Raw genomic sequence first — 13690 nt, forward strand, 5'->3', positions numbered from 1 at the left:
TGTCTAAAGAAAAATTTGAACGTTCAAAACCGCACGTTAACGTTGGTACTATCGGCCACGTTGACCATGGTAAAACAACTCTGACTGCTGCAATCACTACAGTTTTAGCTAAAACTTACGGTGGTGCTGCTCGTGCATTCGACCAAATCGATAATGCGCCAGAAGAAAAAGCGCGTGGTATCACCATCTCTACTTCACACGTAGAATACGATACTCCAACTCGCCACTACGCACACGTAGACTGCCCAGGTCACGCCGACTATGTTAAAAACATGATCACTGGTGCTGCGCAAATGGACGGAGCTATTCTGGTAGTAGCAGCAACTGATGGTCCAATGCCACAAACTCGTGAGCACATCCTGTTAGGTCGTCAGGTTGGTGTTCCTTACATCATCGTATTCCTGAACAAATGTGACATGGTAGATGATGAAGAGCTGTTAGAATTAGTTGAAATGGAAGTTCGTGAACTTCTGTCTCAATACGATTTCCCAGGTGATGACACTCCAGTAATCCGTGGTTCAGCGCTGAAAGCACTGGAAGGCGAAGCAGAGTGGGAAGCAAAAATTGTTGAATTAGCAGAAGCACTGGATTCTTATATCCCAGAGCCAGAGCGTGCAATTGACAAACCATTCCTGTTACCAATCGAAGATGTATTCTCAATCTCAGGCCGTGGTACAGTAGTTACTGGTCGTGTAGAGCGTGGTATCATCAAAGTAGGTGATGAAGTTGAGATTGTTGGTATCAAAGAAACCGCAAAAACAACTTGTACTGGCGTTGAAATGTTCCGTAAATTACTTGACGAAGGTCGTGCAGGTGAGAACGTAGGTGTTCTGCTGCGTGGTACAAAACGTGAAGAAATCGAACGTGGACAAGTACTGGCGAAACCAGGTTCAATCAACCCACACAACAAATTTGAATCAGAAGTTTATATTCTGAGCAAAGATGAAGGTGGTCGTCACACTCCATTCTTCAAAGGCTACCGTCCACAGTTCTACTTCCGTACAACTGACGTAACTGGTACTATCGAATTACCAGAAGGCGTAGAAATGGTAATGCCAGGCGACAACGTGAACATGATCGTTGAACTGATCCACCCAATCGCAATGGACGAAGGTTTACGCTTCGCAATCCGTGAAGGTGGCCGTACAGTAGGTGCGGGTGTTGTTGCTAAAGTATTAGGTTAATTACTCGGTAATTTTCCTAAAGAAGGGCATCAATTGATGCCCTTTTTATGCGTTGTTTGAAAAAGAACCTATCTCATCACTAGTTTTCTGGAAATTATTGGTGAGATAGGCTCTGATACAACGAATTGAGTCCAGTATCTTGCAGATACGAATGTCATAGAGATATGACGCTGTGTCAGATGCAATCATAGTTTATTTATGGTTAGTCTGATTTGTTTTGCTCTTGCGAGGCAAGCTGGCTATTTATTTACATCATATGGACAGGTTAATTTATGAGTGCGAATAGCGGAGCTCAAGATAGCAAACGCGGTGGTGATATCGCTAAGTGGATCATTACCGTCTTATTGCTGGTAGTAGCAGTGGGTGGCAACTATCTTTATCGTGAATTTAACCTTGCGTTGCGGGCTTTAGCGGTTGTTATTCTGTTCGCGGCTGCGGGCGGAGTTGCGTTGTGGACAACACAAGGTAAAGCAACACTAGCATTTGCTCGCGAAGCTCGAATTGAAATGCGTAAGGTAGTATGGCCAACGCGTCAAGAAACATTGCAGACAACATTAATCGTTGCTGCGGTGACGGCTATTGTGTCATTGGTTCTTTGGGGACTGGATGGCATTCTGGTTCGTTTAGTTTCATTTATTACTGGCCTGTGAGGTGTTCATGACTGATTCTCCTAAAAAACGCTGGTATGTTATTCAAGCCTTTTCAGGCTTCGAAGGCCGTGTAGCACAGTCTCTGCGTGAACATATCAAATTAAACGAAATGGAAGACTCATTTGGCGAAGTTATGGTTCCAACAGAAGAAGTTGTTGAGATCCGTAGCGGACAGCGCCGTAAAAGTGAGCGTAAATTTTTCCCAGGCTATGTTCTTGTCCAAATGGTCATGAATGATGCAACTTGGCATCTTGTGCGTAATGTGCCAAGAGTCATGGGTTTTATTGGCGGTACTTCAGACAGACCTGCACCAATTAGTGATAAAGAAGTTGATGCGATCATGAATCGTCTACAACAAGTTGGTGACAAACCACGTCCTAAAACACTGTTTGAACCAGGTGAAATGGTTCGTGTTAGTGATGGTCCATTTGCTGACTTTAACGGTGTTGTTGAAGAAGTTGATTACGAGAAAAGTCGCCTGAAAGTGTCTGTTTCTATCTTTGGTCGTGCGACCCCAGTGGAATTAGACTTTAGTCAGGTTGAAAAAGGTTAAACCTTTTTACTCGCCTTTCTTGCAAAAGGTGGAAAAGTTCACTACAATTTTCCACCTTTCGTTTTGAGTTGTTTTGTCATGAGACAAAGCAAAGTAAATCGGGGAGCCCTAGCCGGGCGATATACCCACATTGAGGAATTAATTAATGGCTAAGAAAGTCCAAGCCTATATCAAACTGCAAGTTGCAGCAGGTATGGCTAATCCAAGTCCACCAGTTGGTCCAGCTCTGGGTCAACAAGGTGTTAACATCATGGAATTCTGTAAAGCATTCAACGCTAAAACTGAAAGCGTAGAAAAAGGTTTACCGATCCCTGTTGTTATTACAGTTTACGCAGACCGTTCTTTCACTTTCGTTACTAAAACTCCTCCAGCAGCGATTCTGCTGAAGAAAGCGGCGGGCGTGAAATCAGGTTCTGGCAAACCGAACAAAGAGAAAGTAGGTAAAGTAACTACTGCTCAAGTTCGTGAAATTGCAGAAACTAAAGCTGCGGATCTGACTGGTGCTGATGTTGAAGCTATGATGCGTTCAATTGAAGGTACTGCTCGTTCCATGGGCCTGGTAGTGGAGGACTAATCTGATGGCTAAACTAACCAAGCGCATGCGCAATATCCGTGAAAAAGTAGATGTAGTGAAACAGTACGAAATCAATGAAGCAGTTGCTTTATTGAAAGAGTTAGCTACAGCTAAATTTGTTGAAAGTGTTGATGTTGCTGTTAACCTCGGCATCGATGCCCGTAAATCAGACCAAAACGTTCGTGGTGCTACTGTTCTGCCACACGGTACTGGTCGTTCAGTTCGCGTTGCTGTATTCGCACAAGGTGCAAATGCAGAAGCTGCTAAAGAAGCTGGTGCAGAATTAGTCGGTATGGATGACTTAGCTGCTAAAGTTAAAGCTGGCGAAATGGACTTTGACGTTGTAATTGCATCTCCAGATGCAATGCGCGTTGTTGGTCAATTAGGCCAAATCCTTGGTCCACGCGGTTTAATGCCAAACCCGAAAGTGGGTACTGTAACACCTAACGTTGCTGAAGCTGTTAAAAATGCTAAAGCTGGTCAGGTTCGTTACCGTAACGACAAAAATGGTATTATCCATACCACTATCGGTAAAGTTGATTTCAACGAAGCTCAGTTGAAAGAAAACTTAGAAGCTCTGCTGGTTGCGCTGAAAAAAGCAAAACCATCTTCAGCTAAAGGCGTTTATATCAAGAAAGTAAGCCTGTCTACCACTATGGGTGCAGGTGTTGCTATTGATCAAGCAAGCTTAAGCGCGACAGTTTAATCCTCGATTAGACTAAAAGTCATAAAAGACTTTACCTTGGCGTCAAATTTGTATAGAATTTGACGCCTTGAGTTTAGCTATGTTGTATTTTGAATGTGAGTCAACATAACTAAATTCCCAAATTCGGTTGGAGTCTGGCCTATCCAGACCCCGTCCAAGACCGCAGGTGTAAGTAATTACTTAATTTTCCTGCGTAGACGGTGAGAGAGCCAAAAAGAATTTTATATTCTGGATTCTGCTCACCGTGTTTTAGCGCTTATTTCCATTGTGGCAATAAGTGATGTGAGTCCCGAGTTTTTACTCGGTTAATCCAGGAGCAAGAAGCTAATGGCACTAAATCTTCAAGACAAACAAGCGATTGTTGCTGAAGTCAGCGAAGTTGCCAAAGGCGCGCTGTCTGCAGTTGTTGCGGATTCCCGTGGTGTAACTGTAGATAAAATGACTGAACTGCGTAAAGCATGTCGTGAAGCTGGTGTTACTGTACGTGTAGTACGTAACACATTGCTACGTCGCGCTGTTGAAGGTACTTCTTATGAAGTGCTGAAAGACGCATTTGTTGGTCCTACCTTGATTGCTTTCTCTTCTGAACACCCGGGCGCTGCAGCTCGTCTGTTCAAAGATTTCGCGAAAGCGAACCCAGCATTCGAGATTAAAGCGGCTGCCTTTGAAGGTGAGTTTATCCCAGGTTCAAACATTGATCGCCTGGCTACACTACCAACTTACGAAGAAGCAATCGCACGCCTGATGTCAACCATGAAAGAAGCCGCTGCCGGCAAACTGGTTCGTACTCTGGCTGCACTGCGCGATCAGAAAGAAGCTGCTTAATAGCCAATTTCCTTCGTTGCTTTACTACGTATAAACTTTTTCTGAATTTTAGGAACAATTGTTATGTCTATCTCTAAAGACGATATCTTAAATGCAGTTGCTGAAATGTCTGTAATGGACGTTGTTGAACTGATCACTATGATGGAAGAAAAATTCGGTGTATCTGCTGCTGCAGCTGTTGCTGTTGCTGCGGGTCCAGCAGAAGCTGCTGAAGAAAAAACTGAATTCGACGTTATCCTGAAAGGTATCGGCGGTAACAAAGTAGCAGTAATCAAAGCAGTACGTGGCGCTACCGGTCTTGGTCTGAAAGAAGCTAAAGACTTAGTAGAATCTGCTCCAGCAGCTCTGAAAGAAGGCGTAAGCAAAGATGATGCTGAAGCTCTGAAGAAAGCTCTGGAAGAAGCAGGTGCTGAGGTTGAAGTTAAGTAATTTAACTTCCCAGAGAGCAGCCTAACGGCTGATGGCTGGTGATTTTTTGGTCACCAGCCTTTTTGCGCTGTAAGGTAAGAGTAGCTTTTTCACACTTTTTTGGCTTCCTCTTTACCTCAATATTTTTTGCTATTGACGACTTAATATACTGTGTTAGCCACTACGATCCACGTTTTTCCAAAAGCTCGGTAGTGTGCGCAATGCAATGAAATGATTTAAGAGTAATAGCAATAAGTATTATGGAAAATTCTATTTTCCTACCTACAAAAAAACAGTGTTAGATGAATGTCGTGTCACCCTTAATAACAAGGGCAGGCAGAGTGGGTCACTTTTCAGCGAGCTGAGGAACCCTATGGTTTACTCCTATACCGAGAAAAAACGTATTCGTAAGGATTTTGGTAAACGTCCACAAGTTCTGGATGTTCCCTATCTCCTTTCTATCCAACTTGACTCGTTCCAGAAGTTTATCGAGCAAGATCCTGATGGTCAAAATGGGCTGGAAGCGGCTTTCCGTTCCGTATTTCCAATCCAAAGCTACAGCGGCAATGCTGAACTGCAATATGTCAGCTACCGCCTTGGCGAGCCTGTTTTTGATGTTAAAGAATGTCAGATCCGTGGTGTAACTTATTCTGCACCATTACGTGTAAAACTGCGTCTGGTCATTTATGAACGTGAAGCCCCAGAAGGCACCGTTAAAGACATCAAAGAACAAGAAGTCTATATGGGTGAAATCCCATTAATGACCGATAATGGTACTTTTGTTATCAATGGTACTGAGCGTGTTATTGTGTCCCAGTTACATCGTAGCCCTGGTGTGTTCTTTGATAGCGATAAAGGTAAAACGCACTCTTCAGGTAAAGTACTGTATAACGCACGTATTATTCCTTATCGTGGTTCATGGTTAGACTTCGAATTCGACCCTAAAGATAATCTTTTTGTCCGTATTGACCGTCGTCGTAAATTACCAGCGACTATCATTTTACGCGCAATGAACTACAGCACCGAAGACATCTTAAATCTGTTCTTCGAGAAAACAACGTTTGAAATCAGTAATAATAAACTGATGATGACGTTAGTTCCTGAGCGTCTGCGTGGTGAAACAGCTTCATTTGATATTGAAGCAAACGGCAAAGTTTATGTCGAAAAAGGTCGCCGTATTACTGCTCGTCATATTCGTCAGTTAGAAAAAGAACAAATTGAGCGCATCGAAGTACCTGTTGAATACATCGCAGGTAAAGTAGTGGCTCGTGACTATATTGATGAAGCGACAGGTGAATTGATTTGTGCTGCTAACATGGAAATCTCTTTAGATGTGTTAGCTCGCTTAAGTCAAGCTGGTCATAAAACCATCGAAACACTGTTTACCAACGATTTAGATCATGGTGCTTATATTTCAGAAACTATCCGCGTCGATCCTACCAACGATCGTTTAAGCGCATTAGTTGAAATCTATCGCATGATGCGTCCTGGTGAACCACCAACTCGCGAAGCGGCAGAAAACTTATTTGAGAACTTATTCTTCTCAGAAGATCGTTATGATCTCTCTGCGGTTGGTCGCATGAAGTTCAACCGCTCTTTAGGTCGCGAAGAAGTTGAAGGTTCTGGCATCTTAAGCCAAGAAGATATCATTGAAGTGATGAAAAAACTGATTGATATCCGTAATGGTAAAGGTGAAGTGGATGATATCGACCACTTAGGTAACCGTCGTATTCGTTCTGTTGGCGAAATGGCTGAAAACCAATTCCGTGTTGGTCTGGTGCGTGTTGAGCGTGCAGTTAAAGAGCGTCTATCTTTAGGTGATCTTGATGCATTAATGCCACAAGATATGATCAATGCAAAACCGATTTCTGCTGCAGTTAAAGAGTTCTTTGGCTCTAGCCAGTTATCGCAGTTTATGGATCAGAATAACCCGCTGTCAGAAATTACCCATAAACGTCGTATTTCTGCATTAGGCCCTGGTGGTCTGACTCGTGAACGTGCAGGCTTCGAAGTTCGAGACGTACACCCAACTCACTATGGTCGTGTGTGTCCAATCGAAACACCTGAAGGTCCAAATATCGGTCTGATTAACTCATTATCTGTTTATGCACAGACTAACGAGTACGGATTCTTAGAAACGCCTTACCGTGTTGTAGAAAACAACGCTGTAACAGATGAAATCCACTATCTGTCTGCAATTGAAGAAGGTAACTTCATCATTGCTCAGGCTAACTCCGTATTAGATGATGATGGCCACTTCGTAGAAGAATTAGTAACTTGCCGTCATAAAGGTGAGTCAAGTTTATTTAGTCGTGATCAAGTTCAGTACATGGACGTTTCAACTCAACAGGTTGTTTCTGTCGGTGCTTCACTGATCCCATTCCTTGAACACGATGACGCCAACCGTGCATTGATGGGTGCGAACATGCAACGTCAGGCTGTTCCTACACTTCGTGGTGATAAACCACTGGTAGGTACAGGTATGGAACGTGCTGTAGCGGTTGACTCCGGTGTTACTGCGGTAGCAAAACGTGGTGGTACTGTTCAGTATGTTGATGCTTCTCGTATCGTTATCAAAGTAAACGAAGATGAGACTTATGCTGGTGAAGCAGGCATTGATATTTACAGCTTAACTAAATATACCCGCTCTAACCAAAACACATGTATTAACCAAACACCTTGTGTTTCTTTAGGTGAACCTGTTGAACGTGGTGATGTACTTGCCGATGGTCCATCAACAGACCTTGGTGAACTTGCATTAGGTCAAAACATGCGTGTGGCATTTATGCCATGGAATGGTTATAACTACGAGGACTCCATCCTTGTATCTGAGCGTGTTGTTCAAGAAGACCGTTTCACAACTATCCATATTCAAGAACTTGCTTGTGTGTCTCGTGATACTAAGTTAGGGCCTGAAGAGATCACTGCAGATATTCCTAATGTTGGTGAAGCTGCGTTATCTAAACTGGATGAATCAGGTATCGTTTATATCGGTGCTGAAGTGAAAGGCGGTGATATTCTGGTAGGTAAAGTAACACCGAAAGGTGAAACTCAACTGACTCCAGAAGAGAAACTGCTACGTGCTATCTTCGGTGAAAAAGCATCTGATGTTAAAGATTCTTCTCTGCGTGTTCCTAACGGTGTGTCTGGTACAGTTATTGATGTACAAGTCTTCACCCGTGATGGCGTAGAAAAAGACAAACGTGCATTAGAAATCGAAGAATCGCAATTACGTGAAGTTAAAAAAGACTTAACAGAAGAGTTACGTATCTTTGAAGCGGGTCTTTTTGCACGTATTCGTGGCGTTCTGATTGCCGGCGGTATTGAAGCTGACAAATTAGATAAACTACCTCGTGAACGTTGGTTAGAACTGGGTCTTGCTGATGAAGAGAAGCAAAACCAGTTAGAACAATTAGCTGAACAGTATGATGAACTGAAAGCTGAATTCGCGAAGAAACTGGAAGCTAAGCGTCGTAAGATCACTCAAGGTGATGATTTAGCACCGGGTGTATTGAAGATTGTTAAGGTTTATCTGGCTGTTAAACGTCAGATCCAACCTGGTGATAAGATGGCGGGTCGTCATGGTAACAAGGGTGTTATCTCTAAGATTAACCCAATTGAAGACATGCCATACGATGAAAACGGTAATCCTGTTGACCTCGTACTGAACCCACTGGGTGTACCATCACGTATGAACATTGGTCAGATCCTTGAAACTCACTTGGGTATGGCTGCTAAAGGTATCGGTGATAAAATCAATGCGATGCTGAAACAGCAACAAGAAGTGGCTAAGTTACGTGAATTTATCCAGAAAGCTTATGATCTGGGTATGGCACCTCGTCAGAAAGTTGATTTGGACACCTTCAGTGATGAAGAAGTGTTACGTTTGGCTGAAAACCTGAAAAAAGGTATGCCAACTGCAACACCTGTGTTCGATGGTGCAGAAGAGATGGAAATTAAAGAGATGCTGAAATTAGCAGATCTTCCAACTTCTGGTCAGATTACACTTTTCGATGGTCGTACAGGTGAACAATTCGAACGTCCAGTAACTGTAGGTTACATGTACATGCTGAAACTGAACCACTTAGTTGATGACAAGATGCACGCCCGTTCTACCGGTTCGTACAGCTTAGTTACTCAGCAACCTCTTGGTGGTAAAGCACAGTTTGGTGGACAGCGTTTCGGGGAGATGGAAGTATGGGCACTGGAAGCATACGGTGCGGCTTACACGCTACAAGAAATGCTTACTGTTAAGTCGGATGACGTTAACGGTCGTACCAAAATGTACAAAAACATTGTTGATGGTAACCATCAGATGGAACCAGGTATGCCTGAGTCGTTCAACGTATTGTTGAAAGAGATCCGTTCACTGGGTATCAACATCGAATTGGAAGACGAATAACGTATTCCATGAAAGCAGACTGCTAAATATGGCAGTCTGCTAAACAGTGACTACACTGGTTTAAAGGGGTGAATGACAGGGGTCATTTGCCTGGCAGGTCTAACTCCGACAGGAGCCATTTCGTGAAAGACTTATTAAAGTTTCTGAAAGCGCAAACCAAGACCGAAGAGTTTGATGCGATCAAAATTGCTCTGGCATCACCTGATATGATCCGTTCATGGTCATTTGGTGAAGTTAAAAAGCCAGAAACAATTAACTACCGTACGTTCAAACCAGAACGTGACGGCCTTTTCTGTGCCCGTATTTTCGGACCAGTAAAAGATTACGAATGTTTGTGTGGTAAATACAAACGTTTAAAACACCGTGGTGTTATCTGTGAGAAGTGTGGCGTTGAAGTCACACAAACTAAAGTTCGTCGTGAACGTATGGGTCACATCGAATTAGCTTCTCCAGTGGCGCACATCTGGTTCTTGAAATCACTGCCGTCCCGTATCGGTCTGCTGTTGGATATGCCACTGCGCGATATTGAACGTGTACTGTATTTTGAATCTTATGTTGTTGTTGAAGGTGGTATGACCAGCCTTGAACGTGGCCAAATCTTAACAGAAGAGCAATACCTCGATGCATTAGAAGAATTCGGTGATGAATTTGATGCGAAGATGGGTGCTGAAGCTGTTCAGAACTTGTTACAGAGCATGGATCTGGAACAAGAGTGTGAAACGCTGCGTGAAGAGTTAAATGAGACTAACTCTGAAACTAAACGTAAGAAACTGACTAAACGTATCAAGTTACTTGAAGCATTCATGCAATCAGGCAATAAACCTGAGTGGATGATCTTAACTGTACTGCCAGTGTTACCACCAGACTTACGTCCACTGGTTCCACTTGATGGTGGTCGTTTTGCGACTTCTGACTTGAACGATTTATATCGTCGCGTTATCAACCGTAATAACCGTTTAAAACGCCTGCTAGATTTAGCAGCTCCAGACATTATCGTACGTAACGAAAAACGTATGTTACAAGAGTCTGTTGATGCGTTATTAGATAACGGTCGTCGCGGTCGTGCAATTACAGGCTCTAACAAACGTCCTCTGAAATCTTTGGCTGATATGATCAAAGGTAAACAAGGTCGTTTCCGTCAAAACCTGTTAGGTAAACGTGTTGACTATTCTGGTCGTTCTGTAATCACCGTTGGTCCATACCTGCGTCTGCATCAGTGTGGTCTGCCGAAAAAAATGGCACTTGAATTATTCAAACCATTTATTTACGGAAAACTGGAAACCCGTGGTTTAGCGACAACAATTAAAGCCGCTAAAAAAATGGTTGAGCGTGAAGAAGCGGTAGTTTGGGATATCTTAGATGAAGTTATCCGTGAACACCCAGTTATGCTAAACCGTGCACCGACACTTCACCGTTTAGGTATACAGGCGTTTGAACCAATCCTGATTGAAGGTAAAGCTATTCAGTTACACCCACTCGTTTGTGCGGCATATAACGCCGACTTCGATGGTGACCAAATGGCGGTTCACGTTCCATTGACATTAGAAGCGCAGTTAGAAGCTCGCGCGTTGATGATGTCAACTAACAATATTCTGTCTCCAGCAAGTGGTGACCCAATTATCGTTCCTTCACAGGACGTGGTATTAGGTCTTTACTACATGACTCGTGATTGCATCAATGCCAAAGGTGAAGGCATGGTGTTAAGTGGTCCAAAAGAAGCTGAACGCGTTTATCGCGCAGGTTTAGCCTCTTTACACGCGCGTGTTAAAGTACGTATCACTGAAGAGATCAAAGATGGCGAAGGTAATATCACCACTGAAACTAGCTTAAAAGACACTACAGTTGGTCGTGCTATTTTATGGATGATTGTACCAAAAGGCCTACCTTACGCACTGGTTAACCAACCATTAGGTAAAAAAGCTATTTCTAAAATGCTGAATACCTGCTACCGCGTAATGGGCTTAAAGCCAACAGTTATTTTTGCTGACCAAATCATGTATACCGGTTTTGCTTACGCAGCACGTTCTGGTGCTTCAGTAGGTATCGATGACATGGTTATCCCTGCGAAAAAAGCAGAGATCATTGCCGAGGCAGAAGCAGAAGTTGCAGAAATTCAGGAACAGTTCCAATCCGGTCTGGTAACAGCGGGTGAACGTTACAACAAAGTCATCGATATTTGGGCTGCTGCGAATGAACGCGTCGCTAAAGCGATGATGGAAAATCTGTCTACAGAAACTGTGATCAACCGTGATGGTGAAGAAGAACAACAAGTTTCCTTCAACAGCATCTTTATGATGGCTGACTCCGGTGCTCGTGGTTCTGCAGCTCAGATCCGTCAGTTAGCGGGTATGCGTGGTCTGATGGCTAAGCCAGATGGCTCCATTATCGAAACCCCAATCACTGCGAACTTCCGTGAAGGTCTGAACGTACTCCAGTACTTCATCTCAACCCACGGTGCTCGTAAAGGTTTGGCGGATACCGCACTGAAAACAGCAAACTCCGGTTACTTGACTCGTCGTTTAGTTGACGTTGCACAAGACCTTGTCGTAACAGAAAGCGACTGTGGTACAACCGAAGGTGTAATGATGACTCCGGTCATTGAAGGTGGAGATGTTAAAGAGCCACTGCGTGAGCGTGTATTAGGACGGGTAACGGCAGAAGATATCCTGAAACCAGGTACTGCAGATATCCTTGTTCCACGTAATACGCTGTTAAACGAAAAACTGTGTGATCTGTTAGAAGAAAACTCAGTAGACAGCGTTAAAGTTCGTTCAGTTGTAACCTGTGACACAGACTTTGGTGTATGTGCTAAATGTTATGGTCGTGACCTTGCTCGTGGTCATATCATCAACAAAGGTGAAGCTATCGGTGTTATCGCAGCACAGTCAATCGGTGAGCCTGGTACACAGTTAACGATGCGTACGTTCCACATCGGTGGTGCGGCATCCCGTGCGGCAGCAGAATCAAGCATTCAGGTACGTAATAAAGGTACTCTGAAATTGATCAATGCGAAATTTATCACCAACACTGCTGGTAAGTTAGTGATTACTTCTCGTAATACAGAATTACGTCTGATTGACGAATTCGGTCGTACGAAAGAAAGCTATAAAGTACCTTACGGTGCTCAATTATCGAAAGGTGATGGCGAAGCTGTCAACGGTGGCGAAACAGTTGCTAACTGGGATCCACATACCATGCCTGTGGTGAGTGAGGTTTCTGGTATTATCCGTTTTGCTGATATGGTTGATGGTCAAACCATTACTCGTCAAACGGATGAATTAACCGGTCTTTCTTCACTGGTTGTTCTGGATACTGCAGAGCGTACTGGTAGCGGTAAAGATTTACGTCCAGCATTGCGCATCACCGATGCACAAGGTAATGATGTATTAATCCCGAATACAGATATGCCGGCACAGTACTTCCTGCCAGGTAAAGCTATCGTTCAATTAGATGATGGTGTTGCTATTAATGCGGGTGATACGTTAGCACGTATTCCTCAAGAATCTGGTGGTACTAAAGATATTACCGGTGGTCTACCACGCGTTGCTGACTTGTTTGAAGCTCGTCGTCCGAAAGAGCCTGCAATCCTTGCTGAAATCAGCGGTATTGTTTCTTTCGGTAAAGAAACGAAAGGTAAACGTCGCTTAGTTATTTCTCCATTAGATGGCAGCGATGCATACGAAGAGATGATCCCTAAATGGCGTCAACTTAACGTATTTGAAGGTGAGGTTGTGGAACGCGGTGATGTTATCTCCGATGGTCCAGAATCACCACATGACATTCTGCGCTTACGTGGTGTTCATGCGGTTACTCGCTATATCACTAATGAAGTACAGGAAGTTTACCGTTTACAAGGGGTTAAGATTAACGATAAACACATCGAAGTTATCGTTCGTCAGATGCTACGTAAAGTGACTATCGAAAATGCCGGTAGTTCTGAATTCCTTGAAGGTGAACAAGTTGAATACGCTCGTGTTAAAGTTTCGAACCGTATTTTAGAGGAAGAAGGTAAAGTACCAGCAACATACTCTCGTGACCTATTAGGTATTACGAAAGCATCACTGGCTACTGAGTCTTTCATCTCTGCGGCATCGTTCCAAGAAACAACACGCGTACTGACTGAAGCTGCTGTTGCAGGTAAACGTGACGAATTACGTGGTTTAAAAGAAAACGTTATTGTGGGTCGTCTGATCCCTGCAGGTACTGGTTTTGCGTACCATCAGGATCGTATCCAACGTCGTCAACAACAACTGCCAACGGATGAAACTGAAGCAACAATTAGTGCAGATGAAGCTTCTGCTAACTTAGCAGAATTGCTGAATGCGGGTTTCGGCGGTTCATCAAATAACTAATTGATACTGCATTAGTTATTAAATATAAATACCCTC

9 protein-coding genes are annotated in these 13690 nt (G+C 43.5%); all 9 read left to right on the forward strand.

Annotated features, from left to right (window positions below; translation table 11 throughout):
• Nucleotides 1-1184, forward strand: a 1184-nt coding sequence (tuf, locus tag AACV00_RS07325; RefSeq protein WP_017627866.1) for an elongation factor Tu, incomplete at its 5' end; no start/stop codon positions are given.
• Nucleotides 1185-1456: 272 nt separating this feature from the next.
• Nucleotides 1457-1834 (forward strand): preprotein translocase subunit SecE, encoded by a 378-nt coding sequence (gene secE / locus AACV00_RS07330; protein ID WP_004246899.1) that lies wholly within the window; start codon nucleotides 1457-1459, stop codon nucleotides 1832-1834.
• Between the two features lie 7 nt (nucleotides 1835-1841).
• Nucleotides 1842-2387 (forward strand): transcription termination/antitermination protein NusG, encoded by a 546-nt coding sequence (nusG, locus tag AACV00_RS07335; RefSeq protein WP_004246900.1) that lies wholly within the window; start codon nucleotides 1842-1844, stop codon nucleotides 2385-2387.
• 145 nt (nucleotides 2388-2532) lie between these two features.
• The gene (gene rplK, locus AACV00_RS07340; RefSeq protein WP_004246901.1) at nucleotides 2533-2961 is read left to right on the forward strand and encodes a 50S ribosomal protein L11; all 429 of its coding nucleotides are present in this window, start codon (nucleotides 2533-2535) and stop codon (nucleotides 2959-2961) included.
• A gap of 4 nt (nucleotides 2962-2965) precedes the next feature.
• Nucleotides 2966-3667: a 50S ribosomal protein L1 gene (rplA, locus tag AACV00_RS07345; protein WP_004246903.1), complete on the forward strand. Its 702-nt coding sequence runs from the start codon at nucleotides 2966-2968 to the stop codon at nucleotides 3665-3667.
• 327 nt (nucleotides 3668-3994) lie between these two features.
• The gene (gene rplJ, locus AACV00_RS07350) at nucleotides 3995-4492 is read left to right on the forward strand and encodes a 50S ribosomal protein L10 (RefSeq protein ID WP_004246904.1); all 498 of its coding nucleotides are present in this window, start codon (nucleotides 3995-3997) and stop codon (nucleotides 4490-4492) included.
• A 63-nt stretch (nucleotides 4493-4555) separates the two neighbouring features.
• Nucleotides 4556-4921, forward strand: a complete 366-nt coding sequence (rplL, locus tag AACV00_RS07355) for a 50S ribosomal protein L7/L12 (RefSeq protein ID WP_004246905.1) — start codon at nucleotides 4556-4558, stop codon at nucleotides 4919-4921.
• 352 nt (nucleotides 4922-5273) lie between these two features.
• On the forward strand, nucleotides 5274-9302 hold the full coding sequence (gene rpoB, locus AACV00_RS07360; protein ID WP_004246906.1) for a DNA-directed RNA polymerase subunit beta: 4029 nt from the start codon (nucleotides 5274-5276) through the stop codon (nucleotides 9300-9302).
• A 122-nt stretch (nucleotides 9303-9424) separates the two neighbouring features.
• Nucleotides 9425-13654, forward strand: a complete 4230-nt coding sequence (gene rpoC / locus AACV00_RS07365) for a DNA-directed RNA polymerase subunit beta' (RefSeq protein ID WP_004246908.1) — start codon at nucleotides 9425-9427, stop codon at nucleotides 13652-13654.
• Nucleotides 13655-13690: the final 36 nt, after the last annotated feature.

The sequence above is a fragment of the Proteus sp. G3927 genome, assembly GCF_963894685.1.
Lineage (GTDB): Bacteria > Pseudomonadota > Gammaproteobacteria > Enterobacterales > Enterobacteriaceae > Proteus > Proteus mirabilis.